Consider the following 24,606-nt stretch of genomic DNA (forward strand, 5'->3'; position numbering starts at 1 on the left):
AAATTAGATTTGCATAAGATGTGCCAGAAAATCAGCATTTTTACACAACAAAACAGCAATATAGCGAGTAAAGAGGATTCTATGGAATGGAAGGTTGTTGAGACTATTGCGAGCCCGGAAAGTGGAACCATCTTTTGCAAAGTTGAAACACAATATGGCCTGAATTATATCCTTTGGCTAAAAGGGGATTATTACGTTCGTGCCGGTGAAATCATCACCACCTCAAACCAGGGTATCCTGATTAACGATCGGCGGCGTAGGGTATGGATAGCGCAGGCAATGCCCTATACATCAATAGGCTGGATGGGGTTCAAACAGAAAAACGCGTGTCCAGGTAACCGGCAGGAGATGGATCGTCCATGCACGGTTGAGACCCCGTGCCAGTTCAGGCTGTGCCCGTTCGGCTTAAAACGATATATTCCGGAAAGTTATTCCACGGCGAAAAATAACAACCAGCCTGACAACAGGTTGTAATCCCGGCAGAGCCTGTAACGGGGTGTGAACGTCGATACGATGATGAAAAGCAGCCCCCTTTCCGGGTGGAAAGGGGGAGGGTGATTACTTCAGCTCGTCAACCATAGTAATGGCGCGGCCAATATAGTTTGCCGGGGTCATCTCTTTCAGGCGCGCTTTTTCTTCTTCGGGCAGCGCCAGACCATCGATAAACTGTTTCATACCCTCAGCATCAACGCGTTTACCGCGGGTCAGCTCTTTGAGTTTCTCGTACGGTTTTTCGATGCCATAACGACGCATCACGGTCTGAATCGGCTCCGCCAGCACTTCCCAGTTGTGATCCAGCTCGTCCAGCAGACGGTCGCGGTTCACCTCCAGCTTGCTCACACCCTTCAGGGTGGACTGGTAGGCGATCAGCGCGTAGCCAATACCCACGCCCAGGTTACGCAGCACCGTGGAGTCAGTCAGGTCGCGCTGCCAGCGGGAGACCGGCAGCTTACTCGCCATATGCTGCAACACGGCATTCGCCAGGCCCAGGTTACCTTCGGAGTTTTCGAAGTCGATTGGGTTCACTTTGTGCGGCATGGTGGACGAACCGATTTCCCCGGCGATGGTCTTCTGCTTGAAGTGGTTCAGGGCGATGTAGCCCCAGACGTCACGATCGAAGTCGATCAGGATGGTGTTGAAACGCGCAATGCAGTCAAACAGCTCGGCGATGTAGTCGTGCGGCTCAATCTGGGTGGTGTACGGGTTCCACTGGATCCCCAGAGACGTCACGAACTCTTCACTGAACTGGTGCCAGTCCACTTCCGGGTACGCCGCAATGTGGGCGTTGTAGTTACCCACCGCGCCGTTGATTTTGCCGAGGATCTCAACCTGCTCCAGCTGACGATACTGGCGTTCCATGCGGTACGCCACGTTCGCCATCTCTTTACCCATGGTGGATGGGGTTGCTGGCTGGCCATGAGTACGGGACAACAGCGGAATATCGCGGTACTCCACGGACAGCGCTTTCACCGCATCGATGATTTTACGCCAGTAAGGGAGTACCACCTCTTTGCGTGCGGTAGAGAGCATCAGCGCGTGAGACAGGTTGTTAATATCTTCAGAGGTACAGGCGAAGTGAATAAATTCAGATACCGCGAGCAGGGCAGGGACGCTTGCCACTTTCTCTTTCAGGAAGTATTCAACCGCTTTCACGTCGTGGTTGGTGGTGCGTTCGATGGTTTTAATACGCGCGGCATCTTCTTCGCTGAACTCAGCAACGATTTTATCAAGGTAATCGTTTGCCTTTGCGTCAAAAGCAGGAACTTCCTTGATTGCTGTCTGGGCGGCCAGCTTTTGCAGCCAGCGCACTTCAACCTGAACACGGAACTTCAGCAGGCCATATTCGCTGAAGATCCCGCGCAGCGCGCTGACTTTATCGCCGTAGCGTCCATCGACAGGGGATACGGCGGTCAGTGAGGATAATTCCATAATTCGCAACTCCGGGAGGTTAACAATGAGCAAGAATTTGTTTTGCCTGAGTCGTCAGGCGATGACGAGAAAACATGAGCTGTAGGCGGCCACCGCCGACCTGTTGCCACAGCACGGCGGCACGGATGCCTGCCAGCAGCGAAGCGCGTACCTTCGCCTGTACCTGTGGGCTTTGCAATACGGCAGGCGAACCGGTGACCTGAATACGCGGGCCGAGCGGGCTAATTACGTCGACGTAGATACCGGCCATCGCGCTCAGCAGGGTCTCAGACTGGAGGTCAAAGTGGTCGAGCTGGCGCTGTAGCCCGGCGATGCGATCGCCCAGGGTATTCATTGCGCCTTTCGCCGCGTTCAGCTTACGTTCCAGCACCATCAGGCTTAAGGTGTAGCGGGTCAGTTCCGCATTCAACCCCTGACGGTTACTGGCGTTGAGCACGCCGAGCAGGGTTTCAAGACCGAGACGAAGATTGGTTTCACTGCCGCCAAAGACGCCCAGCGTGGAGCCTGGGTTAAGATCGATAACGCTGTTGAGTGAAACGTGCAGGGCATCAGCGTCGCAATGACCCTGATGCGCCAGCTGTTGCACCAGACGGGCTGACTGGCAAATTCCCGCCAGCGCCAGGGTGATGTCGTAATAGTTCTTCGCCACACGGTCTCCTTTATGTGTGCAAACGGTTTAAACAGCAGGCAGCGGCAGGCGCTGTTCAATGATCCCACCGCCGAGGCAAATTTCGCCGCTGTAGAAAACAGCTGACTGGCCAGGGGTAACGGCGGAAACCGGTTCGTCGAAACGCACGTCAATGCGATCGTCATCCAGTGCGGTGACGGTGCAAGGTATGTCCGTCTGGCGGTAGCGCGTTTTCACGGTGCAGCGCAGCGTGCCTTTCAGCGGCTCGCGATCGACCCAGTGCAGCTGTTGCGCGATAAGTCCAACGGACATCAGGCGCGGATGGTCGTGACCCTGAGCCACCACCAAAATATTGTTTTCGACATCTTTGTCGACCACGTACCACGGATCTTCGCTGCCCTCTTTGGTGCCGCCGATACCCAGACCTTTACGCTGGCCGAGAGTGTGGTACATCAGCCCCTGGTGCTGACCAATCTCATCACCGTCAACGGTGACGATTTTGCCCGGCTGTGCAGGCAGGTAGCGCCCCAGGAACTCGCGGAATTTACGCTCGCCGATAAAACAGATACCGGTGGAGTCTTTTTTCTTCGCGGTGATCAGATCCAAATCTTCAGCAATCTTACGCACTTCCGGCTTTTCCAGCTCGCCGACCGGGAACAGACTTTGGGCAATCTGTTCATGGCTCAGCGTGTAGAGGAAGTAGCTCTGATCTTTATTGCCATCCAGACCGCGCAGCAGCTGGCTTTTACCATTCACATCCGCGCGACGCACGTAGTGGCCGGTCGCAATGTAGTCTGCGCCCAGATCTTCCGCGGCGAATTCCAGGAAGGCTTTGAATTTGATCTCTTTGTTACACAGGATATCCGGGTTTGGCGTGCGGCCCGCTTTGTACTCTTCGAGGAAGAGTTCAAAAACGTTGTCCCAGTATTCTGCGGCAAAGTTAACGGTGTGCAGTTCGATGCCGAGCTTATCGCACACGGCCTGCGCATCGGCGAGATCCGCAGCGGCAGTGCAGTATTCCTCGCCATCGTCTTCCTCCCAGTTCTTCATGAACAGGCCCTCCACCTTATAGCCCTGTTGCTGCAACAGGTAGGCGGAAACGGAGGAATCGACACCGCCGGACATGCCGACGATCACTTTTTTCTGGCTGTTATCTGACATGGAATACTCACGACATTGAACTTCAAGGCGGCATATTCTATCACGCCCCCCCACCATTGACACCCTCTGTAAACGGCCAGTTAAATTCTGCAATGACATCCAGCGGCAGGCGAGCCGCAGACTGCCAGCAGCGGATGCTTTCCGCAACCAGCGGCGAGCGCAGGTTTGGCGCGTTCAGGATCTCGTCTGCGGTCACCCACAGGCAGCGATCGATATCGTCGTCGTGCGGTTCAGTGGCGCACGTTTCGTTAAGCTCAACGGCGAATAAAAAGCGCAGGAAAGGTGTCTGGTCAGGCGCTATCCACTGATGCATACGGATAAAGTGCTGCGGTTCGGCGCGGATACCCGTCTCTTCCCAGAGCTCGCGTTTCGCTGCCTGCAATAAGGTTTCGTTGGCTTCAAGATGCCCGGCTGGCTGATTCCAAAGCGCTTTGCCGTTGATGGTCTCTTCCACCACCAGGAATTTCCCCTGCGCGTGGACCACGCAGGCGACCGTAACATGGGGTTTAAACATCAGTTCTCCTTAGGGGTAACATCCCGCCATTCCCCGTTAGCCAGCGAGTCCAGCGTGTAGCTGCCCATGGCGTAGCGAATGAGTCGCAGGGTAGGGAAGCCCACATGCGCAGTCATGCGCCTGACCTGTCGGTTGCGGCCTTCATAAAGGGTGATTTTAAGCCAGCTGGTGGGAATCGATTTGCGCTCACGAATCGGCGGGTTGCGCGGCCACAGCCACTCGGGTTCATTCACGCGCTCAATACCAGCTGGCAGGGTAGGACCATCGTTCAGCGTTACGCCGTTGCGCAGCTTTGCCAGCGACGCGTCGTCCGGCTCGCCTTCAACCTGCACATAGTAAATTTTTCCGGTACGTTTGCCCGGCTGAGTAAGCCTGGCCTGGAGCACGCCGTCATTGGTAAGCACCAGCAGCCCCTCGCTGTCGCGATCCAGACGCCCGGCCGCGTAGACCCCCTGAACGGGGATAAAATCCTTCAGCGTGCTGCGCCCGGCCTCGTCGGTAAACTGCGGCAATACATCGTAGGGTTTATTGAACAGTATGACCCGCGTTGGCTGGGGTTCTGGCGTTCTTCTGGTGGCTTGTCGTGAGCTGAATCGCTCAACCCGGTGTTTTCTAAAAGAAGTTTTCGTCATGGTATTTTCAGGCGTTATCAATTGCCGCATTATAGCCTAATAACGAAGACCTTTCATGGCGTCGGACAATCAGGTACTATCGGAAGGCTCATTACAATTTATTAACATAAGATCAGTAACAACCAGAAGCGCTCGAAGGAGAGGTTAATGGAAAGCAAAGTAGTTGTTCCGGCGGAAGGTAAAAAGATCACCCTGCAAAACGGCAAGATTAACGTTCCTCACAACCCGATTATCCCGTTCATCGAAGGTGACGGTATCGGTGTAGACGTTACCCCGGCAATGCTGAAAGTGGTTGATGCCGCTGTTGAGAAAGCCTACAAAGGCGAGCGTAAAATTTCCTGGATGGAAATTTACACCGGTGAAAAATCGACTCAAGTTTATGGCCAGGACGTCTGGCTGCCAGCCGAAACGCTGGACCTGATCCGCGACTATCGCGTTGCTATCAAAGGCCCTCTGACCACGCCAGTTGGCGGCGGCATTCGCTCCCTGAACGTGGCGCTGCGTCAGGAACTGGATCTGTATGTGTGTCTGCGTCCGGTGCGTTACTACCAGGGCACTCCAAGCCCGGTTAAGCACCCGGAACTGACCGACATGGTCATCTTCCGTGAAAACTCTGAAGACATCTACGCCGGTATCGAATGGAAAGCGGATTCTGCTGATGCAGAAAAAGTGATTAAATTCCTGCGCGAAGAGATGGGCGTGAAGAAAATTCGCTTCCCTGAGCATTGCGGCATAGGCATCAAGCCGTGCTCCGAAGAAGGGACCAAGCGTCTGGTGCGTGCCGCCATCGAATACGCTATCACCAACGATCGTGACTCTGTGACCCTGGTTCACAAAGGCAATATCATGAAGTTCACCGAAGGTGCGTTCAAAGACTGGGGCTACCAGCTGGCGACCGAAGAGTTCGGCGGTGAACTGATCGACGGCGGCCCATGGCAGAAAATTAAAAACCCGAACACCGGTAAAGAGATCATCATTAAAGATGTGATCGCCGATGCGTTCCTGCAACAGATCCTGCTGCGTCCTGCTGAATATGACGTGATCGCCTGTATGAACCTGAACGGTGACTACATCTCCGATGCGCTGGCAGCACAGGTGGGTGGTATCGGTATCGCCCCGGGCGCGAACATCGGTGACGAGTGCGCCCTGTTTGAAGCAACTCACGGTACTGCACCGAAATATGCAGGCCAGGACAAAGTCAACCCAGGCTCTATCATTCTGTCCGCAGAGATGATGCTGCGTCATATGGAATGGTTCGAAGCCGCAGACCTGATTGTTAAGGGTATGGAAGGCGCGATTAACGCGAAAACCGTCACCTATGACTTTGAACGTCTGATGGAAGGCGCTAAACTGCTGAAATGCTCAGAGTTTGGCGACGCGATTATCGCGAACATGTAATCCACTCGCTGGGTTAAATGACAACGGGAGCCTGAGGGTTCCCGTTTTTTATGCACACAAGACGGAAAACAACGCTATGACCCATGATATCCCGCTCAAGTATTATGACATCGTCGACGAGTATGCGACTGAAACGGCAAAACCGCCAGAAGAGGCGGAGCGTACGCCACTGGCACACTATTTTCAGCTGCTGCTCACTCGCTTATACAACAATGAGGAAATCAGTGAAGAGGCGCAGCGGGAGATGGCTGTCCAGGCGGAGATAGATGAAGCGCGCATTGACGATATTGCGAACTTCCTGAATCAATGGGGCAATGAATAACGCTTCATCGCGCTGAGTAAGCCAGCAGGCTGGCGAGGTCGTGCCGGGTTAGTGATTTTGAAAAGTACCAGCCTTGCACGAGGGCATCGGGGTATCTCTGCGCGATGAACTGATATTGCGTTTCGCTTTCGACTCCCTCAAACACCAGGGTTTTGTGCAGTTTAGCGAGCGCGTCGCTAAAGATCACCAGGATATCCTGTTTATAATGCTCGTTGATGCCATCCACTAACGACTTATCCACTTTGATTTCGTCATATTTGAGATTGGACAGCCTTGCCAGATTAGAGTTTTGCACGCCAAAATCGTCTATTGAAATTTTGACGCCTGCCGATTTAAGATCCTCACAAAACCCTTCAAGGATGGCCGAGGTGGAAACGCCATTCTCGGATAACTCAACTTTGATTAACGATAAGGGAATAGCGTTCTCTAAGCATGCATGACGTAATACCGCCAGAAATTTGCCGTCTTCAATTTCCGTCCGGCCAACGTTCAGTGAAATCATTAACTGATGTTCGGCCGCCAGCCCGGCAATTTCCGCCAGGGATTTCTTTATCATGTTCTGATAATAAACGTTATACAGACCAATTTTTTTAATTAACGGGATAAACAGCTCAGGAGAAACCTCTTTGTGATTGTTATCCTGCCATCTTGATAAGACTTCAACCCCGACGATTTTCTTATCAGCAACCCGAATTATGGGCTGAAAATGAACGCTGATAGTATTCGCTATCACCGCCTTGACCAGCGTTCGTTCCAGAGAACGTCGGTCTTCATAAAGTCGAAGAGAAAACAGCGTCAGGGATACCCAGATAAAGTATAAAAACAAGCACAGGAGCACCATCACTACGCGGGAGAGCGATGCCAGTCCGGCATTGTGGTGGGTGACGGTAACGCACAAATCCCAGCGCGTGCTGCACTGCGTCACGGTCTGTGTGAATAACAGTGACGACAAGCGGCTAAGGTTTTCTGTAGGTGACGTAACGGTAAAAAAGGTTCGGTCGAAATCTTTCGTGGTAGAACGAAGTGAATAGTTGGCGGTGACCGGAGAGAATTTATCGTAGGCTGAACGTGATGTGAAGATAATAAGATGGTTATAAATTGTCGCATTGCCTACAAAAAAATCTTTCTGTGAAAATTGCGCCAGACTGAATCCGTTCAGGGTGTTGTGAAGCTCAGAGGGAAGAGCGATGGGATTTGCCAGCTTGCCCCAAAATGCGGTGCAGGTGATTTTCCCATTTTCAATAAACCCCACATCGGCGAAATAGAGACTCTGCATCTTTAAATTACGGTAGACGTTCAGGCTGGCGTTATCGCATCCCTTCGCGGAGGTATTTTTAAGCGTACTGGCGATATTTTGCGTCAAGTCTTCGGAATAGCGTAAGAGCGTGTGGGAGATCTCCCTCTGCCGGTCCTTTTGCTGCTCAACGATAATGGCGTTAACCGCATACAGCGACAGGACGACCATAAAGGTTGAGATGATAGCAACGGCAATGGCCTTGTTCATTTTCCTGCTGTCCCGCCACGTCCTGAGGTGCAGGGATCTTAACACAGGTCATTAAAGCTACAAGTATGCGCGTTGAGCCCGCACGTAATTGAAAGGAAAGCCACCATGCCGACTCATTACATCTCAGAACCACTCAAACCGTGTTGAGAGCAGTAACAGTAGCGTACTGGCAGAAACAAGATTAAGGCAGATGACGAACTTGCTCGATACGTTCATGTTATCAGATTCACTTTGCTGTTCAGTAGCCACAGAGAATAGCGGTTCACCTCCTGGGAAAAAACGCCAGATTTTGGTGGGGTGAGGCAAAAAAAAGCCCACTAAAAAGTGGGCAAGAAATACTGGAAGCAATGTGAGCAATGTCGTACTGAATACCTGAGTGATTTGCTCAACTATTCAGTAATGAGAAAGATAATCTTTCTCAGTAAAAGATGCAACCCCACGATGAGTGTGGAACGGCAATTTTTATTGCTCAGATTTTACTCAAACGAACCGTGTGATTCTTATCACAAATTTCCTTTCTCAGATCCTGTGCTATCCTTTTCTGTGTCGTTGATTTAATGACAAAAACCATACAGAGAGGAAAGCTATGGGAATTTTATCCTGGATTATCTTTGGGCTGATTGCGGGGATCCTGGCGAAGTGGATTATGCCGGGCAAAGATGGCGGCGGTTTCATCGTCACGATCGTTCTGGGGATTGTGGGTGCAGTCGTCGGTGGCTGGATCAGTACCCTGTTCGGCTTTGGCAGAGTTGATGGCTTCAACTTCGGCAGCTTTGTCGTCGCGGTGATTGGCGCGCTGGTTGTTCTGTTTATCTACAGAAAAATCAAAAGCTAAATCTGACCTGTGTTAAAAAGGCTGCCTGAGGGCGGCCTTTTTACTTTGGGCGTTACCACCAGCCTAACTGCGTACCGGCGACGGCCACGATGGCGACAATCAGCATGATGAGGGTCGTTTTTCTCATTTATGCCCCCGGCGCGGCGTAACCGCCAAGGAAAAACCAGCCTAAAAACACTACTGCCGTGATAAAAATAACCACCGGAAAGAGGATCCCTATTCTCATGCCATCACCTGTTTGAGTTTGTATAAGGCCGTAGAGTGTACGGTTTTAATCTAACGCGACAAAGCCTGTTTTGTTTTTTCCTTTTTTATCCTGATACATCGCGAGGTCTGCGGTGCGCAGGGCACTATCTTCATCTGTGCAGTGAGGATCAACAATAACGACGCCATAGCTTGCACCGGGATAGAGAATAGTGACATTACCTAACCCATATTCACCCGCGATACGGCCGTTGAGGCGGGTTTTGATAGCGTTGACCTCTGTGCTGGCGTCGCCATCATCGCTGTGACTCAGGCTGGCAACCAGAAATTCATCGCCGCCGAGCCGGCCGATAATTTCGTCCTGCGTTTGCTGGTGAGTCAGTCGATTGCCGACCTGAACGAGGAACCGATCGCCCGCTTCATGACCGTACTGATCATTGATTCGCTATCAATAAAGGCAATCATGACGTTGCGGTTAAGATGGCGCGCCAGTGAGAACAGGGTGGTAAGGTTTTCAAAAATGGCGCGACGATTCGGCAGGCCGGTAAGGGCGTCGGTGTAAGAGTGGGCAATGAGCGCCGCATTTGCTTCACGAAGCTGAAGCACAAGCGACTCTTTCTGAATGTACTGACCAATTAACCCGGCAAAGAGCCTGATCACCTGCTCGCCACGCTCGCTGAACTGTTTCTGTGCGGTGCTGGCAGCGCAAAGCGTGCCGTACAGAGAACCGTCAGCCAGGTGAACCGGCACGCTCATATAGGTTGTAATACCCAGTGCTTTTGCCGCTTCACACTCCGGCCAGCGGTCGGGCACCTCGTTACTGAACAAGGTGTCGCTATCCATGGCGCGCTTACAGAGCGTTTCGTCCCAGGGCACGCTGAACCCTTCCGGGATCTGCATTTGCTTGCTGTTACGGGCATATAAAATGTGCTGCAAACGCGCGTTGATATCGATTTTGGTCAGGTAGGTTGATTCCATATCCGTCACAATTTCCAGCATTTCCAGTAGCTGACGCACCAGACTGTCGAGAGATTGCTCGGTGGAGAGGGTTTCTGAAACACGGGCAAGAATGATATCTGACATGAGGCAGGTTGACTCCCATGCAGAAGACCTCTGTATCTGCATGTTATGCTGAAAATATAGACTCCGGTCATAGTAAAACATGAACTGGATTAATTTTATAGATTCTTCTGAAAGCGGATGAAGGAGAGGCTAAAAAAAAGCCCCGATGTTGAGATCGGGGCAAAACATCTTGATTACGGAATGATGTTCTCTGGTCAGAGTGAGAACAGACACCACTATAGGGATGAATCGTGCAGGTTTAATGGAGAAATCATGGAGAAAACGGCGATGACCCGTTACTCTGACGTTTTCAACACCCTGAAGGATCATGATAATGAAATATCTTCTCCTGGCGCTGGTTTTACCGCTGGCCGCATGCTCAACAAAGACCACCCCTCCTGATGCGCCTCAACCGCCGCACGCTATTGGTATGGCAAATCCGGCGTCAGTGTACTGTCTGGAGAAAGGGGGAGAGCAAATCCCTGTTCAAAGCCCGCAGGGTGTACGTACCAAGTGCAAATTGCCAGGCGGGGAAGTGATTGATGAATGGGATCTCTACCGCCGCGATCATCCGCAACCGACCAGATGACAACGGCAATAAAACTGCGATACACTTCTCTTTAGGATTATTCTTAGCCAGTTTCTGGCGGTACGTTTGCGAGAAGAAGTATGTTTCAGTTAAAACCGGGCAGCATGGCGATAATTGTGGGTGCGCGTACGACGGCGGGCCGTCGAAATATCGGTAAATCCGTGGAGCTGTTTGGCCTTTGTCAGCCGGGTCAGCGTTTTGTGAACCCGGTTAACGGCGTCATGACGCATTTACCTGATACATCAGCGCGTGCGCTGTGGCTGGTCACCGGTGATGTTTACGCCTTTGATAATCAGCACGGTTTTGCGTTTGTTCGCCCGGAACATTTGATGCCGCTTACTCCCGACGAGATGCCACACAACGTGGATGAGCTGGCAATCGGTTAATCACAGTTCACGCAGCCAGTCCGCCAGTACACGCGCGTGATTCTGCTCCGTATTTTTCGCCCCATAGAGAAGCGTCACGGTCTGCTGTCGGGCGAGGGCCGCCAGGCGTTTGCCTTCATCCTGCTGCTGCGCCAGCTCTTTACGATAGGCTTCACTGAACGCGGTGAAATCGATCGTTTCACTGTGAAAGGCTTTCCGCAGTTCGCTGGACGGCGTTAGCGCTTTACACCACTCATCACAGGCGAGGTCGGTCTTTTTTATCCCTCGCGGCCAGAGTCTGTCTACCAGCACCCGGTAACCATCGTCTGACGTTGCCTGTTCATAGACGCGCTTACATTGAATCATCCGTTTTCCTCCTACCGTGCGACGTTCGGCAAGAACACTATAGCACCCGGCGTTTAACCACCCAATTTAAGGTATTGTGATAATTGCAAAAGATCGGTAGTCTGAGGTTCCTTATGTTATCTGAAAATCCTCCGGCATAAGGAATCTCTCATGGAACTCTCCCCGGTTAAAACGACGCTGCGCATTGCGCTGGTTGGTGATTACAATCCCGATGTTATTGCGCACCAGGCGATCCCGCTGGCGATTGACGACGCCGCTGCGGTTCTGGATCTCACCGCTGATTATGACTGGCTCGCCACGCCTGAGCTGACCAACCCCGAAGACCTGGTCGGGTACGATGCCATCTGGCTGGTACCGGCAAGCCCGTATAAAAACACCGAGGCGGCGTTTATTGCGGCGCGTTACGCGCGTGAAAACAGCATCCCTTTTCTCGGCACCTGCGGCGGGTTCCAGCATGCGCTGATTGAGTATGCCCGTAATGTGCTGGGCTGGCACGATGCAGGCCATGCCGAAACCGATACCGAGGGGAGGATGGTGATTGCGCCGCTGGCCTGCTCGCTGGTGGAAAAAACCGACGCGATTGAGCTGCGGAACAACACGCTGATTGCCAAAGCGTACGGCAAGCCGGAAATTCAGGAAGGTTATCACTGCAATTACGGCGTCTCGTCTGAGTTTGCCAGCCAGCTTGAGCGGGGCGACATGCGCGTAACGGGCTGGGACGAGCAGGGCGAGATCCGCGCGGCAGAGCTGCTGACCCATCCTTTCTTTGTCATCACCCTGTTCCAGCATGAGCGGGCTGCGCTTCAAGGGCGCCCGGTGGTGCTGGTACAGGCCATGCTGCGGGCGGCGCAGGGATAAAAAAAAGCAGACCGTCAGGTCTGCCTTGAATGTCAGCGGGGTGTGATCTCCCGGTCACGCCCGGCCAGCATGCCGCACAGGGCCATCACTACCGCAGCCAGCGCGCAGGCCAGCAGCGGAATGCGCCAGTCTCCGGCGGTATCGTGAATTTTCCCCATCAGCGGTGGGCCACAGGCCGCCAGCAGATAGCCAATCGACTGTGCCATGCCGGAGAGCGCGGCGGCCTGATGGGCCGAGCTGGCGCGCAGTCCGATAAACGTCAGGCCGAGGATCATGGTGGCGCCGGATCCAAAGCCAAACACCAACGTCCAGACGACGGCCAGCCCCGGCGCGAACCAGAACCCGGCCGCACTGACGGCGCACATCAGAGCGACAAGCCCGGCTATGCCACGCTGATCGTTAAGACGGTGCAGGATCAGCGGAATGGCGAGACCGGGAACAGCGGTTGCCAGCTGGAGAAGCCCGTGCATGGAGCCAGCCTGCGTTTCGCTGTAGCCGTGGCTAAGTAAAATCGCGGGTAACCAGCCGATAATGACGTAGTAAATCAGCGAGTTAATGCCCAGAAAAAGCGTCACCTGCCAGGCGAGTGCGGAGCGCCAGATTGCCCGATTGTGCAACGCGCCCGCGCCGGTCAGGGTGGCGGCCGGCCTCTGGCGCCATTGCGGTAACCACAGCAGCAGCGCCACCAGCGGGAAGAACATCAGCATCAACAGCGCCCCGTGCCAGCCACCACTCCCCAGCGACAGCGGGACGATCAGCGCAGACCCTGCGGCAGCGGCGGCCCCCATCGTCAGCGAATAAGCCCCCGTCAGTTTTGCGACCTGGCCCGGAAAATCACGTTTGATTAATCCGGGTAACAGGACATTGCCCAGCGCAATCCCACAGCCCACGATCGCCGTACCGATAAACAGCAGCGAGGCCGACGGCAGCGAACGTACGCCAATTCCGATGCAAATCAGCAGCAGAGCGATAAAAAGGCTGCGCTCCATGCCCAGTCGCCGGGCGACGCCTGCGGCAAGGGGAGAGATAAAGGCGAAGGCCAGCAGAGGCAGCGTTGTGAGCAGGCCGGTTTGCGCCGTGCTTAAGCCATAGTCCTGTCGGATGGTGTCGAGCAGGGGGGCGACCCCGGTAAAGGTGACGCGCAGCGTCGTGGCGATCATCAGGATGCCTGCAACCAGCAGCGCGCCCTGTTTCCCGGAAGGTTGAATAGCAGTAGTCATTATTGTCTCTTACGTTCAGGCGAGCGCATACCATACCGATTTAAGTCGTGGTTGAAATCAGGCTAAAATGACAGTTTATCGCTAATATCGGACAACTTTATGTATGGACTGGGACTCGACGGCTACGATCCCGATAGCCAGCACGACGCGGCGGTGGCCTTTCGCATCCGCGTGGTGGCACAAGAACAGTACATTCCGCTGCATCAGCACCGCAAAGGGCAGCTGATTATGGCGCTGGGAGGAGCGATCACCTGTGAAGTAGAGAACGCGATGCTGATGGTACCGCCCCAGTATGCGGTGTGGATCCCGGGTCAAACGCCGCACAGCAACAAGGCGACGCCCGGCGCGCAGCTCTGCCTGCTGTTTATTGAACCCGGTGCGCTCGAATTACCGACGCGTACCTGTACGTTGAAAATATCGCCCCTGGTGCGGGAGCTGGTGCTGGCGCTCGCGGACAGGTCACAGGAGGAACTGCCTCTTCCCGCTACCGGAAGGCTGGTTGACGTCCTGTTTGATGAACTGCCCCTGCAACCGCAGGAGCATCTCCAGCTGCCGGTATCTCCGCATCCGAAAATTCGTCTGATGAGTGAGACCATGGCAAACGAACCTGCCGCCTGGCAGACGCTGGCGCAGTGGGCCAGCCACTTTGCCATGAGCGAGCGCAATCTGGCGCGACTGGTGGTGAAAGAGACCGGCTTAAGCTTTCGCCGCTGGCGACACCAGCTCCAGCTGATTGTCGCATTGCAGTTTTTGATCGGCGGAAAGTCGGTCCAGCAGGCGGCGCAGGCGCTGGGGTATGACTCCACCACCGCCTTTATCACCATGTTCAAGAAAGGACTGGGACAGACGCCCGCCCGCTATATCGCCAGCCTGACTACGACTTCCCGATAAACAGCGAAACCAGTCCGGCAGCAATCAGCGGGCCAACCGGCACGCCACGAAACAGCGCCACGCCTAACACGGTGCCCACCAGCAGCCCGGCCACCAGAGAAGGCTGGCTGCTCATCAGCGTCACGCCGCGCCCGCCAAGCCATGAGACAAAAACGCCCACTGCAATCGCCACCAGCGATTTCCAGTTCACAAAGGAGTGCAGCAGCGTTGAGGCCGGTAGCGTTCCGCTGGCAATCGGGGCCATCACACCGATGGTCAAAATAATGATCCCGATGGTAAGCCCCTGTTTTTCTATCCACGGGAAGAAGGTGTTCAACGGTGTGACGCGAACGATGATCAGGACCAGAATGGAAATCGCGACGGTGGTATTGTGGCTGACAAAACCCAGAGCAGCCAGGGCCAGAAGTATGAGTAGTGTAGGGTCGAACATGACGGGATCCTTGCCAAAAATAGTAAGCCTGCTTACTTTACGCGCAAACGCGACGGCAGGCAGGCTTTACTGAAAAAATTGTCTATTTTTGGGCACTTGCCTGACGTCAGTCCACCAGTTGCTGGATAAGCGGACTCCCTTCGCGGATAAACACCGGGATGGTTTCCAGCGCCGCAGGCACCCGGATATGCTCCCCACCGGCGTAGCGCTCACCGTTGAGGGCGATCCAGCTATTGCCCGTCGGCAGCCAGACATCGCGCTCACGCTGACCGGCCTGCATAACCGGCGCCACCAGAAGATCTTCACCAAACAGATACTGATCTTCACACGCCCAGCTCTGCTCATCCTTCGGATAGTGCCAGAACAGCGGACGCATGAGCGGGTCTCCGTGCAGATGCGCCTGCTGGTACAGCGCGTCAATATATGGGCGCAGGGTTTCGCGCACGGTAAGCCAGTGCTGCATGATGGCGTAATTCTCTTCTCCGTAACTCCACAGCTCATTAGGCGAACCGCTGTTACACTGAGGAATACCGTCACGGTAGCGCTCCGGAGGTTGGATCTGCGGTTCGCGATAGCCGTGCATGCGCAGTACCGGTGTAAACACCGCCCACTGGAACCAACGGATCAGCAATTCATGGAATGCCGGGTCGTTAACGTTCCCTCCCTGGAAGCCGCCGATATCGGTCGTCCACCATGGGATCCCCGCCAGCCCCATATTCAGTCCTGCGGCGAGTTGATTGCGAAAAGCATGGAACGAGGAGTGGACATCACCCGACCACGCCAGCACGCCGAATCGCTGGCTGCCTGCCCAGGCGCAGCGTACCAGGTTAACAATGTCGGTTTCGCCGTTTGCCTGGAGCCCATCGTAAAAGCCCTGCGCAAAGTCACGCGGGTAGCGATTGCCCACTTCCAGTACCGGACCGGCGTGGTAGCGATAGTTGTCAAAATCATAGGCGCGATATTCCGGCTCAGCTTCGTCCAGCCAGAACAGCTTAATGCCCATGTCGTAGTAATTTTTCTTCACCGTATCCCAGACGAATTTCCGCGCCTCTGGATGGGTCGCATCAAAGAAGGTGGTATTGCCCATAAAATCGAGGTTGACCTGCACGCCGCGCTCACTGCTGACCAGCCAGCCTTTGGCTTTCATCAGCGGGTAGAGGGGGCTGCGCGCCTCTACCGTTGGCCACACCGACACCATCAGCGCAATACCCATTTCGCGCAGCTCGTCGACCATGCCTTCAGGATCGGGCCAGTCTACGGGGTCGAAGCACCAGGTGCCCTGATTCGGCCAGTGGAAAAAGTCGATGACCATCACCGACAGCGGCAGATTACGGCGGCGATACTCCCGCGCAACCTCCAGCACCTCCTGCTGGGTGCGGTATCGCAATTTGCACTGCCACAGCCCGCTGATATACGCCGGGGCGGGGGGCGGAGTACCGGTGGCTTTCACATACTGGCGGGTGATATCCGCCACCGTGTCAGCGGCGGTGATCCAGTAGTCCATCTCTCCTGTGACGCGGGCGCGCCATTCCGTCTGATTTTTTGCAAAGCTGGCTTCACCAATCGCCGGGTTGTTCCACAGCAGGCCATAGCCAAGGCTGGACTGCATAAAGGGCACGCTGGCCTGGGAGTTGCGCTGAGCCAGCTCCAGCGTACAGCCTTTCAGATCCAGCCACGGCTGTTGATACTGACCCATGCCATAGATGCGTTCATCCGGACGCGATTCAAACCGGACGGTGAGCTGATATTTGCCGCCCTTCAGCGGTTTAAATTCGCGGCTATCCAGCTTCAGAGCGCTGACATATTTATCCTGACTCTTCTCGCTGGCACCGATACCCACCGTTGAACGCTGGCGCCACATCTCCTCCAGCAGCAGTTCGCCGCGCTGATTGTAGAAGGCCAGCTGACCTTTAAGGTTCAGGGTCGCGGTAATATTGCCGTTGCGCAGCGTCAGGCTTTCCGCTTCGGCGACAATCTCGGCCTGGCAAGGGGTGGCGGGTAACAGTGCCTGTAAGGCGTCATCAAATGCCGGGGAGCAGGTGGCCCTGACGCGAAGACTGTTTTCTCCCCAGGGTTCGATGCGCAGGATCTGGCGTTCAAAACGCCATTCGATACAGTTGGAATGTTGAATCAGCTCACTCATGGATAATGCGTCCTTCTAAACAGGGTGTTTGGCGAGATGGATGGATTGCATTGTGCTGTCGTCGAGCTTGTACCAGCGCAGCGTGGCAAACGCGCAGAGCGACAAGATGCCAGGTACGACGGTGAAGAGGGCGATGATGCAGTACATGGCCGTGGTAGTTTGTTCCGGGGCATTGGCAACATAGCCGCTTAAGCCCAGCGTCCAGCCAACAATCGCGCCGCTGATCGCCATCCCCAGCTTGAGTACGGCGAGGAAGGTGGAGAAGATCACGCCGTCCATGCGTTTGCCCTGTTTCCATTCGCCGTAATCGGCGACATCCGCCATCATCACCCACATTAGCGTGGTGGTGGCCTGGTAAAGGGTGGAGACGATAAACGTCATGGGCACCAGAATAAGCACCGACTTAGGCGCAAAGAACAGGGCGATGCTGAGTACCCCCGCCAGTACGGAACAATATCCAAACATCTGCACTTTGCTGACGTTCTGCGTCAGACGTTTGGCCAGCGCGCTGCCTGCGGCTTTCCCGAGAATATGCGCGCCGAGCATCCACATAAAATAGCTTGCGCTACCGAGATAATAAGTGACGAAATACATCATTGCGCCAAGGCGAATAACGCCAAAACCAATATTGGTTAATACCAGGACGGCGACAACGCGCCATTGGTCGTTTCGTAATAAATCCCGTAGTTCCGCAAGATAATTATTGTGGGTGGCGGGAGCCTTAATACGTTCACGCGTATTGGCGAAGCAGATCCAGAACATGATGACCGCGACGGTCGCCATAATGGCCATCGCCCAGCGGTAGCCCAGTAATTTATCGTCGCCGCCTAAAAACTCTGCCAGCGGCATCATAAAGAATGTCGACAACGCGCCACCCAGCGTGGCAAGGAAAAAGCGATAAGACTGAAGGGAAATTCGCGCATCGTTGTCGGGCGTAATTACCGCGCCCATGGAGCAATAGGGAATATTGATTGCGGTATACATCAGCATCATCAGGGTATAGCTGACGGTGGCGAAAATCATTTTACCGTGCAGGTCGAGCGACGCCGGCACGGCGTAGGTCAGCAGACAGCTTGCGCCAAAGGGCAGCGCCAGCCACAGCATCCAGGGGCGGAATTTTCCCCAGCGGGTATGCGTCCTGTCTGCGATATAGCCCATCGCCGGATCAATTATGGCATCGGCGGTTCTCGCCAGAAGAAACATAGTGCCCACGAATGCGGCAGGTAACCCCACCACGTCCGTATAGTAAAACGTCAGAAAAATAATGACGTTATCCAGCCCAATATGGCTCGCCATATCGCCTAACCCATAACTGATTTTTTCTTTACGGGTAATTATCTCGGTCATTGTATTCACCTTGCCAGTGTAAGGTTTATTTATGAGGTGCTCCGTAAACAAGGTTAACCATCATGAAAAGGTTAACAATTGCGAGATCTGGCATCGGGGTTACGTAAATTTCTTTTCGTGATACCGGTAACAAATAAAGTATTTAAACAGTGACTTTATACGGGGGAGGGGAGTTAACAGCGAATCGTTTCAGCGAAAAATTGTCATTTCGCGGACGCGTCATTGTCATTTAACTGTCATTATGCGGGAGTAAAAAAAAAGGAAATGGGCAAGGCAGAGGGCATCATGAACGATCCTATGTTTGTCGAAACGCTGATTATCTCCTCATCGTTTTTTATCATCGCGATTATTTTGATTGCTTCCGTGCTGCTGCTGGAAAACGGCTGACCGTTAGCCAGCCTCTGTATTTATTGTTTACGGAACGACACCAGTTCAGGACGGGCGATACGCAGATAGTCCTGGGTATCCATAATCACCGATTTTTCCAGCAGACCGGCGTTAAAGGCGATCTCGTCAAAGCGCTCAAACAGCAGCGGATCGGCGACCAGCGTCAGATCCGGGTGAAAGCTGAAGGGGGGAATGGCGCCGAAAACGCAGCCGGTAAGCGCATCCACTTCGGCCGGACTGGCGAGAGATGCCTTAAGCCCTCCGAAATGGCTGGCCAGCAGGCTCAGATCGGCCTGCCGATCGGCGGCGAGGATTGCCAGAATATGTTTCTTAACGCCGTTGCCTTTTACCTTACAGACCAGCGCTTTTGCTCCCTGGCGGAGATCGGTCCCGCGAATTTCACTGACCGCTTCGCATTTCCCTACGGCCTCATGCGCCACCACACGAAAGTGCGCCTCCTGCTCGGTTAATAAGCTGATTAGCTGCTGATGGGTTGTCGTCCCGGTCACGTCATCAGACATAACGATTTCACCTGTGATTAGCCAATACGTAGCTTGCTACATTAGCACGGGAGGGAGAGGGCTGAAAGAAAACAGCCAGCGGGAGCGCTGGCTGTTGATTCATGCGTTGCTGGTGGAAGACTGTTTCTGGAGCAATTCGCTAAAATCTAAGTGACTGAATTTAATTAGTAAAACTCTTTCCCCAAAACATCCCCAAAATAATTCCCCAAAACTCCCTGTTTAAATCACAACTTTTTTCCATTCTAGACCACGATCATCTCCATACATTACGCTCATTGCTTCGGTTTTATGCCCTAAAAGAGTTTTGACATCTATACCCTGAGCTTTGTATGTTCTTGATGAAAGCGAGCGCTGTTCATGAAACGGCGGAAGGGCAGTGCAATCCTTAGGCCAGGTGATATTTGCTTTATCTCTTGCCTCCTTAAAATATCTTGATATCGTTTTTTCTGGAACGTGAGATCCCGCTTTACCGTAAGCGTGATGCTTAACATGGTGGATCAGATAAGGGCTTACTACTCTATCGCGACACTTACTAATAACATCAGCCAGAGTCAACCCAATTGCATCGCACCTTAAATTTAAGGGGATAGCTAACTTCATTCCGGTTTTATTTTGGGTAACATGAAGGTGATTATCCCAAATGTCACTAAACTTCATCTCGACTATGTCACCTATCCTTTGCCCGGTTACTAAAGCCAAAAGCATAGAATTTTGAGCGCAAGGCGGCAAAGAGCCTGCGCTTTCAAAAATCAATTTCCATTGTTCAATGCTAAGTCTGCTTCGTTTCACTTTGGCTATTGGATTTTTTACAGCTAAGGCTGGGTTGTAGCCAGGATCAACCTCGCCAGCATGCTGCGCCTCTTTGAACACGTCGTTTAGTACGCTTCTTATCAGTTGGCCCATTCTGTGCTTTCCCTCTGCCTTATATTCATCAATAATTTTTGCAATGAGTCTTGTATCAACATCCTTCAGGCGAAGGTTTGGCACTCTATCTGCGAGAATCTGAGAACATAATCGTCTGGATTTTACAGTAGGGTTTTTTATCTCACCGTCACGCAACCTTTCCATCTGAATTTCGATGTATTTTTTAATCCACTCAGAAACACGTATACCTTGATCCTTTTTCCCTGAGCTCTTCATTGCCATATCAATCAGAGCATAAGATTGCTGAGTTTCTTGTTCTGCGGTTATACGGTTCATCTCGATTGCAGCAGCATTTGCCGCTTCATCATCTGTTCCGAATCCAATAAATGAACCTGTTACAGGGTGGCGATATTGCCAATAAATTTTTGAAGTACGCTTATCTAACTTACAGTAAAGGTTGGGTATTTTGACGTTATGTTTTCTGGGGCGAGCTGCCATTTATTGCTTTCTCCACTAACTGGCGGGCCTTGTCTGATAATGATGACGAAATATCAACACTGCCAACCATGCCAACAAAACGAGCATCTTCATCTATAACCCAGCGTCGACCTTGCTTTAAGGCTGGCGGATAAGTCTGTTTGGTCTTTGCTATTTTGTTTAATGCTGAGTTGCTTAATGGATATTTGAATCCATTAGGACCAGATGCCCACTCATGAAGTGTTACTAACTGCCCCATGCGTTTCTCTCCACTTAACCGGCTGCACCCGGTGTTTAATTCTGCAATTTATCCTTCATGCTCTTAACTGTTACCGTAAGCAGATCGATATCAGTCACTTTGCCATGAATTATTTCAGCTATCCGCTCAACGATAGCGCGGTAGTTTGTTTGTTCGCCCCCCTGAAGCATGGCGGCGCAGTGGTTCCACCAAGCAGCTCGAATGATGGCATCACCAATACTCATGTCGGGGTTCTGACGACACAGTTCCTCCCAGTGCTGGACGGGAAGAGCTACCGGCGCTGGCGGGGCGGCGTATAACGGTGTGCCATGCGGTAGGTCATTAAAGCCAGGCTTCTTGCTGATACCTCCACTACCTGAGCGTTCGTCACGTAAAGCAACAGCCTCCGCTTCGAGCGATGCCAGCGCTAACTTCATCGCAGCAAGCGCCATGGCCACATCTTCGTTTACTGCGCCTGGCGTCGCATCGCGCTCTTCTTCAAGCTCCGCGATTGTCTGCTGGAGCCATTCTTTGGTAAGTGTGCTCATGGTTTAGCCCTCGAAATATAATGGCGTGGTGCGAAAGCGCGGGTTCGGTCCTTGCTGATGCGCCATCCATGGGAACGAGCCTCCTTCGCGCATTCTGACCACGTGTTACCGACGTACTCGCCAAACTCTGGACCGTGCCACGATTCTTCTGTACAGGTCTTGCAGTCGCAGTAAAGATGCATGGTGTAGTTGGCTGCTATGGGCATATCACTCTCCTTTACCGGCTGCGGCTGCCATCATTTGCAGATATTCGTCTGCATCCTGACCCCATTGACCACCAACGCCGTAATAGCGGTGTGTAACAATATCGATGGTTGCCATAGGGTCATGCTCAAGCAGTTGGCGCAGAAAGCCTTCGAGTTCGCCAGCGCAGTGTTTCACGACAGGAAGCTTCCCCGGGTGCCGAACGACGAGAAACTGGTTTCCTTCTTCGCGAATTTCATTGCGCTCCAGCTCAGTAATCCGCTTCTCTGCGGCTTCCAGCTCATCCTTCAGACGCTTTGTTTCGCGCTGAACGTGCTCACTGATAAACCTCAATCCAAGTGCGGACGCGCAACCCTTCGGTGTCAAAAGTCCAAGCTGAGTACAGATAGTTGTTGCTGTGAAGCCGCAACGCCAACCCGCAGCGGCATCAATAACCGTTTCGGCCAGAATGTTTTTAAAGTCATCTCTGCCAAAATTTGTACCAGCAAAGGCCTTGCTGATTGCTTCGTCTGTCAGCGCCTGTTTGTCGATGTTGCTCATTGGGCGGCCTCCTGGACAGGCATCAGTGCTTCACGCACGCATGGCTTGTAGTAGTGATGTAAAGCGAACGTCAGGCCGAGCTTAGTAGCACTCTGGTTCTTCGAGCTCAGCAAGCCAAGCCCCATGCAGATGGTTGTTGCAGTCCAGCCGGAGTGATACCCAGCGGCGCGCTTCATGACTGTTTCAGCCAGGATGGTGCGGAAATCAGTGCGACCGAAATTCGTGTTTTCGAATGCTGCATTGATCACATCATCGGTCAGATGGGCGTCTATCGAGTTGATCATGACCGCACCCCTTTGCGAATTTGGGCAGCGAACTCATCACATACGTGAGTTAAAGAGCAAAGTTTGATTGCTGGATGTTCGCGCAGCATCTCCACACCCTGCGCCCGCACTTCAGCCAGGAAAGCGTCGGTAGCTGGCATGTTTCCTGTCGCACTCATTGCTGCAAGGATGGCCTTCACTCCGTCCTGACCAACCTCTTCGCATATGGCGTCTGTATTTGCGTCAACGACATCGCAGAATACCTGCACCGCATTGCGACAATTCGTATTCTCAGCAGCCAGCGCAGAGAGCTTGGCTTCCGATTCGGCAAGTTTCTTACGCAAACCAGTTTCACAGTTATGCGCGCCGCTGCGCCCCCTCTCAAAGAAAAATCCGCAGTCGCAATAAAAAACATTATTTTTTTCGGTAATCATGATGCTGCTCCATGACGCTGAACGGCGATAGCTTTGTGCTCGTCGATAATTTCCACGACTTCTGCATGGACCAATCCTTCGAGATAGATAACACCTGTGTCGCTTATACCCGCCAGGCTGATCAGCTCTACAAGGCGACGCGCTTTCTTAACGCTAATTTCTGGCGCTATAACGCTGCGGGTGACTTTCTTCTTACCTTTGGCAGCAGCAGAAGCTTTATCCTTCTGAAGAACCTCACCGGCCTTTTCGCCAAACTCTTTTACTCGGTCAACGGCCACATCTACAGACACGGTCCCGGACTTAACTTCTTTCTGAACGTCGTGATTGGCTGTGCTAAGAAGCAGAAGCTTTTCGACAGTAGGGACAGACTTGTTGACCAGTTTTGCTATCTCGCTGGTGGTCTGGTTGAAGGCGTTATGCAGCTCCTGAATAACTGCGGCCTGTTCCATATCGGAAAGCGGCAGTTGGTTGTTACTGGTCATGATTCGAGCCAGCCGCTGAACATCGTTACCGTTGAACGGCATGATGTGAATGCGGTCTACCGGCTTGCCAGCTTCAGCGCAGCGCGCATAGCAGCGACGCCGACGGTGGCCCTCAACAACCCACACTCCACCTTCATCACGGGCGATAACCTCCAGCGGGGGAACGGAGCCACCGTTCATCAGATAGTTGAAGAGGTCATCATCTGCCTGGCGGGTACGTTCATCATCTTCGCGTTTGTTGAAACCTTCCCGCACATGGATTTGGTCAAGGCTGATGAACATCCCGGTATCGGTGCGCTTGATAGTCCCGTCACGGGTCATTTGCTTGAATGAGTTAGCCATCAGAGAGCCACCTCGTTATTTTGGGAAATGACGATGGGTGACAGCTCACGCAATTCTCGCTGGGCTTCCAGTAAATGAATATTGGTTCTGGTCTTCGTGTGGCGTTCAACAATGCGGTCACACTCTTTGGCCCAACTTGAGACATCTTCACGCAACGTGGCGTTCTGAACAGCTAGTTCCTTACGCTGAGCCATCGCTTCACAAAGCGCGACGCTGGTATAGTCCAGGCGGTTAGCCAGTTCTTTCATAATGCCGCAATAAGCTGGCGGAAGGAGAGGGGCTGCCTTACGCGCTGCGTCAATCAGCTGCTCCCGGGTCATGCGTGGTTGTAACTCGGTGACGTTCTGTGTGTTCGTCATGGATAGTTTCTCCGTGTTATACGCGCTCTGCACAGCGCTGAATTTTGGTTGCACGAATCCCTCGCCGATTGGCGACAAAAAATAAAGGGGTTTCGTTTTAATAAGCACCCAACCAGGGCACTTAGTGAAACGGGCGGCTGCCACCGCCAGTTAGCTTCTCCACAATTGGGAGCGCGTTCTCCTGAGTTGATTTAACGACTACGGCCTCTCAAGTTGAACGCTGAACGCGCTTTCAGTTGTGAAAAGGGGCGGTCGACATTAAGGACATTCAAAACTGCCGACCGCCAAGACTACACACAGCATCTGGTACAGCTACTACGGTTAACACAACTGGAAGCGCACTCCGTTCGTTTATTTACCTGCCATCCACAACCGATAGTTGATGGAGTGCGCTTTCATGTTGTGTGCCGGGATTCCACCGGCTCCCATCTGTTTTTATAGCCACTCAGATATCGTCTGGGCTGTCACCTGATCGCCACGCTGGTGAAACGTCTCTGGCCGTCGTACTTGCCTGGCTTGCACATTCCGGCTACCCGCTGGATCTGGAAA

At 53.2% G+C, this 24,606-nt stretch carries 33 protein-coding genes and 1 pseudogene; 9 read left to right on the plus strand and 25 right to left on the minus strand.

The window, feature by feature from the left end:
• The first annotated feature begins 81 nt into the window (after positions 1 to 81).
• On the plus strand, positions 82 to 474 hold the full coding sequence (locus tag ACQG0S_RS08425; RefSeq protein WP_022647769.1) for a hypothetical protein: 393 nt from the start codon (positions 82 to 84) through the stop codon (positions 472 to 474).
• 84 nt (positions 475 to 558) lie between these two features.
• On the opposite strand, the gene purB is transcribed toward ACQG0S_RS08425, so the two are convergent.
• The 5 genes from purB to rluE are packed head-to-tail and all read right to left on the minus strand — an operon-like array spanning position 559 to position 4,894.
• On the minus strand, positions 559 to 1,929 hold the full coding sequence (gene purB, locus ACQG0S_RS08430) for an adenylosuccinate lyase (protein WP_023299813.1): 1,371 nt from the start codon (positions 1,927 to 1,929) through the stop codon (positions 559 to 561).
• 19 nt (positions 1,930 to 1,948) lie between these two features.
• Positions 1,949 to 2,578 carry a high frequency lysogenization protein HflD gene (hflD, locus tag ACQG0S_RS08435; RefSeq protein WP_006809213.1) on the minus strand — a complete coding sequence of 210 codons (630 nt, stop codon included), beginning with the start codon at positions 2,576 to 2,578 and terminating at the stop codon, positions 1,949 to 1,951.
• Positions 2,579 to 2,605: 27 nt separating this feature from the next.
• Entirely contained in the window at positions 2,606 to 3,718 is a 1,113-nt protein-coding gene (mnmA, locus tag ACQG0S_RS08440) for a tRNA 2-thiouridine(34) synthase MnmA (protein ID WP_032103856.1), read from the minus strand.
• A 40-nt stretch (positions 3,719 to 3,758) separates the two neighbouring features.
• Complete coding sequence (locus ACQG0S_RS08445; protein WP_045623090.1) at positions 3,759 to 4,232, minus strand: NUDIX hydrolase; 474 nt, start codon at positions 4,230 to 4,232, stop codon at positions 3,759 to 3,761.
• Complete coding sequence (gene rluE / locus ACQG0S_RS08450; RefSeq protein WP_022650805.1) at positions 4,232 to 4,894, minus strand: 23S rRNA pseudouridine(2457) synthase RluE; 663 nt, start codon at positions 4,892 to 4,894, stop codon at positions 4,232 to 4,234. Before rluE ends, ACQG0S_RS08445 begins: the two co-directional genes overlap by 1 nt.
• 117 nt (positions 4,895 to 5,011) lie before the next feature.
• On the opposite strand from rluE, the gene icd reads away from it, so the two are divergent.
• Positions 5,012 to 6,262: an NADP-dependent isocitrate dehydrogenase gene (gene icd / locus ACQG0S_RS08455; RefSeq protein ID WP_003857898.1), complete on the plus strand. Its 1,251-nt coding sequence runs from the start codon at positions 5,012 to 5,014 to the stop codon at positions 6,260 to 6,262.
• A 76-nt stretch (positions 6,263 to 6,338) separates the two neighbouring features.
• Positions 6,339 to 6,584, plus strand: coding sequence for a DUF2543 family protein (locus tag ACQG0S_RS08460; protein ID WP_022647773.1), 246 nt, complete (start codon positions 6,339 to 6,341; stop codon positions 6,582 to 6,584).
• Between the two features lie 4 nt (positions 6,585 to 6,588).
• Here the strand turns inward: ACQG0S_RS08460 and ACQG0S_RS08465 are convergent, their stop codons facing one another.
• Positions 6,589 to 8,088 (minus strand): EAL domain-containing protein, encoded by a 1,500-nt coding sequence (locus ACQG0S_RS08465; protein WP_045621396.1) that lies wholly within the window; start codon positions 8,086 to 8,088, stop codon positions 6,589 to 6,591.
• Positions 8,089 to 8,211: 123 nt separating this feature from the next.
• Positions 8,212 to 8,304, minus strand: a complete 93-nt coding sequence (gene yncL, locus ACQG0S_RS08470; RefSeq protein ID WP_071524166.1) for a stress response membrane protein YncL — start codon at positions 8,302 to 8,304, stop codon at positions 8,212 to 8,214.
• 370 nt (positions 8,305 to 8,674) lie between these two features.
• Between yncL and ACQG0S_RS08475 the strand changes: the two genes are divergently transcribed.
• The gene (locus tag ACQG0S_RS08475; RefSeq protein WP_022647775.1) at positions 8,675 to 8,923 is read left to right on the plus strand and encodes a GlsB/YeaQ/YmgE family stress response membrane protein; all 249 of its coding nucleotides are present in this window, start codon (positions 8,675 to 8,677) and stop codon (positions 8,921 to 8,923) included.
• Positions 8,924 to 8,975: 52 nt separating this feature from the next.
• On the opposite strand, the gene yoaJ is transcribed toward ACQG0S_RS08475, so the two are convergent.
• From yoaJ to ACQG0S_RS08490, 3 genes and pseudogenes are all read right to left on the minus strand, one after another.
• Complete coding sequence (gene yoaJ, locus ACQG0S_RS08480; protein ID WP_071785224.1) at positions 8,976 to 9,050, minus strand: protein YoaJ; 75 nt, start codon at positions 9,048 to 9,050, stop codon at positions 8,976 to 8,978.
• Positions 9,051 to 9,149, minus strand: coding sequence for a YoaK family small membrane protein (locus ACQG0S_RS08485; RefSeq protein WP_015570793.1), 99 nt, complete (start codon positions 9,147 to 9,149; stop codon positions 9,051 to 9,053). It lies immediately after the preceding gene.
• 53 nt (positions 9,150 to 9,202) lie between these two features.
• Positions 9,203 to 10,291, minus strand: a pseudogene (locus tag ACQG0S_RS08490) (sensor domain-containing diguanylate cyclase); the annotation flags it as partial.
• Between the two features lie 232 nt (positions 10,292 to 10,523).
• Between ACQG0S_RS08490 and ACQG0S_RS08495 the strand changes: the two are divergent.
• On the plus strand, positions 10,524 to 10,778 hold the full coding sequence (locus ACQG0S_RS08495) for a putative hemolysin (RefSeq protein ID WP_080465260.1): 255 nt from the start codon (positions 10,524 to 10,526) through the stop codon (positions 10,776 to 10,778).
• 80 nt (positions 10,779 to 10,858) lie between these two features.
• On the plus strand, positions 10,859 to 11,164 hold the full coding sequence (locus ACQG0S_RS08500; protein WP_023299820.1) for a hypothetical protein: 306 nt from the start codon (positions 10,859 to 10,861) through the stop codon (positions 11,162 to 11,164).
• Here the strand turns inward: ACQG0S_RS08500 and ACQG0S_RS08505 are convergent, their stop codons facing one another.
• The gene (locus ACQG0S_RS08505; RefSeq protein WP_022647779.1) at positions 11,165 to 11,509 is read right to left on the minus strand and encodes a DUF488 domain-containing protein; all 345 of its coding nucleotides are present in this window, start codon (positions 11,507 to 11,509) and stop codon (positions 11,165 to 11,167) included.
• Between the two features lie 150 nt (positions 11,510 to 11,659).
• Between ACQG0S_RS08505 and ACQG0S_RS08510 the strand changes: the two genes are divergently transcribed.
• On the plus strand, positions 11,660 to 12,367 hold the full coding sequence (locus ACQG0S_RS08510) for a CTP synthase C-terminal region-related (seleno)protein (protein ID WP_022647780.1): 708 nt from the start codon (positions 11,660 to 11,662) through the stop codon (positions 12,365 to 12,367).
• Positions 12,368 to 12,399: 32 nt separating this feature from the next.
• Here ACQG0S_RS08510 and ACQG0S_RS08515 read toward each other — a convergent pair whose 3' ends face one another.
• Positions 12,400 to 13,587 (minus strand): CynX/NimT family MFS transporter, encoded by a 1,188-nt coding sequence (locus ACQG0S_RS08515; RefSeq protein ID WP_023305888.1) that lies wholly within the window; start codon positions 13,585 to 13,587, stop codon positions 12,400 to 12,402.
• A gap of 99 nt (positions 13,588 to 13,686) precedes the next feature.
• On the opposite strand from ACQG0S_RS08515, the gene ACQG0S_RS08520 reads away from it, so the two are divergent.
• A complete protein-coding gene (locus ACQG0S_RS08520) occupies positions 13,687 to 14,478 on the plus strand; it encodes an AraC family transcriptional regulator (protein ID WP_023305889.1) in 792 nt (263 codons plus the stop codon).
• On the opposite strand, the gene ACQG0S_RS08525 is transcribed toward ACQG0S_RS08520, so the two are convergent.
• The 3 genes from ACQG0S_RS08525 to ACQG0S_RS08535 form a co-directional block, all read right to left on the minus strand.
• Entirely contained in the window at positions 14,462 to 14,908 is a 447-nt protein-coding gene (locus tag ACQG0S_RS08525; protein WP_003857881.1) for a DUF441 domain-containing protein, read from the minus strand. The genes ACQG0S_RS08520 and ACQG0S_RS08525 overlap by 17 nt on opposite strands.
• Before the next feature lie 106 nt (positions 14,909 to 15,014).
• Positions 15,015 to 17,051, minus strand: a complete 2,037-nt coding sequence (locus tag ACQG0S_RS08530; protein WP_169441044.1) for a glycoside hydrolase family 31 protein — start codon at positions 17,049 to 17,051, stop codon at positions 15,015 to 15,017.
• Positions 17,052 to 17,066: 15 nt separating this feature from the next.
• On the minus strand, positions 17,067 to 18,398 hold the full coding sequence (locus tag ACQG0S_RS08535; protein ID WP_023299825.1) for a glycoside-pentoside-hexuronide (GPH):cation symporter: 1,332 nt from the start codon (positions 18,396 to 18,398) through the stop codon (positions 17,067 to 17,069).
• Between the two features lie 285 nt (positions 18,399 to 18,683).
• Here ACQG0S_RS08535 and yoaI point away from each other — a divergent pair, with 285 nt between their 5' ends.
• Positions 18,684 to 18,785 (plus strand): small membrane protein YoaI, encoded by a 102-nt coding sequence (gene yoaI, locus ACQG0S_RS08540; protein WP_017384693.1) that lies wholly within the window; start codon positions 18,684 to 18,686, stop codon positions 18,783 to 18,785.
• Positions 18,786 to 18,805: 20 nt separating this feature from the next.
• On the opposite strand, the gene ACQG0S_RS08545 is transcribed toward yoaI, so the two are convergent.
• The 10 genes from ACQG0S_RS08545 to ACQG0S_RS08590 all read right to left on the minus strand — a co-directional run bounded on the left by ACQG0S_RS08545 (position 18,806) and on the right by ACQG0S_RS08590 (position 24,057).
• Positions 18,806 to 19,306 carry a YbaK/prolyl-tRNA synthetase associated domain-containing protein gene (locus ACQG0S_RS08545; RefSeq protein ID WP_023299826.1) on the minus strand — a complete coding sequence of 167 codons (501 nt, stop codon included), beginning with the start codon at positions 19,304 to 19,306 and terminating at the stop codon, positions 18,806 to 18,808.
• 219 nt (positions 19,307 to 19,525) lie between these two features.
• Positions 19,526 to 20,668, minus strand: a complete 1,143-nt coding sequence (locus tag ACQG0S_RS08550; protein ID WP_086523917.1) for a phage integrase Arm DNA-binding domain-containing protein — start codon at positions 20,666 to 20,668, stop codon at positions 19,526 to 19,528.
• Positions 20,643 to 20,906, minus strand: coding sequence for an excisionase (locus ACQG0S_RS08555; protein ID WP_022650818.1), 264 nt, complete (start codon positions 20,904 to 20,906; stop codon positions 20,643 to 20,645). Before ACQG0S_RS08555 ends, ACQG0S_RS08550 begins: the two co-directional genes overlap by 26 nt.
• Before the next feature lie 35 nt (positions 20,907 to 20,941).
• The gene (locus tag ACQG0S_RS08560; RefSeq protein ID WP_242664559.1) at positions 20,942 to 21,433 is read right to left on the minus strand and encodes a hypothetical protein; all 492 of its coding nucleotides are present in this window, start codon (positions 21,431 to 21,433) and stop codon (positions 20,942 to 20,944) included.
• Positions 21,430 to 21,639, minus strand: coding sequence for a hypothetical protein (locus tag ACQG0S_RS08565; RefSeq protein WP_063932246.1), 210 nt, complete (start codon positions 21,637 to 21,639; stop codon positions 21,430 to 21,432). The genes ACQG0S_RS08560 and ACQG0S_RS08565 overlap by 4 nt, the downstream gene beginning before the upstream one ends.
• Position 21,640: 1 nt before the next feature.
• The gene (locus ACQG0S_RS08570; RefSeq protein WP_341844276.1) at positions 21,641 to 22,177 is read right to left on the minus strand and encodes an ead/Ea22-like family protein; all 537 of its coding nucleotides are present in this window, start codon (positions 22,175 to 22,177) and stop codon (positions 21,641 to 21,643) included.
• Positions 22,174 to 22,461 (minus strand): hypothetical protein, encoded by a 288-nt coding sequence (locus ACQG0S_RS08575; RefSeq protein ID WP_063444214.1) that lies wholly within the window; start codon positions 22,459 to 22,461, stop codon positions 22,174 to 22,176. Before ACQG0S_RS08575 ends, ACQG0S_RS08570 begins: the two co-directional genes overlap by 4 nt.
• Positions 22,458 to 22,874, minus strand: a complete 417-nt coding sequence (locus ACQG0S_RS08580) for a hypothetical protein (protein WP_426750209.1) — start codon at positions 22,872 to 22,874, stop codon at positions 22,458 to 22,460. Before ACQG0S_RS08580 ends, ACQG0S_RS08575 begins: the two co-directional genes overlap by 4 nt.
• Positions 22,871 to 23,698 (minus strand): chromosome partitioning protein ParB, encoded by an 828-nt coding sequence (locus ACQG0S_RS08585; protein ID WP_426750211.1) that lies wholly within the window; start codon positions 23,696 to 23,698, stop codon positions 22,871 to 22,873. Before ACQG0S_RS08585 ends, ACQG0S_RS08580 begins: the two co-directional genes overlap by 4 nt.
• Positions 23,698 to 24,057, minus strand: coding sequence for a hypothetical protein (locus ACQG0S_RS08590; RefSeq protein WP_426750213.1), 360 nt, complete (start codon positions 24,055 to 24,057; stop codon positions 23,698 to 23,700). Before ACQG0S_RS08590 ends, ACQG0S_RS08585 begins: the two co-directional genes overlap by 1 nt.
• Between the last annotated feature and the right edge of the window lie 549 nt (positions 24,058 to 24,606).

This window comes from Enterobacter cloacae complex sp. 418I7, assembly GCF_050030705.1.
GTDB classification, from domain to species: Bacteria; Pseudomonadota; Gammaproteobacteria; order Enterobacterales; family Enterobacteriaceae; genus Enterobacter; species Enterobacter intestinihominis.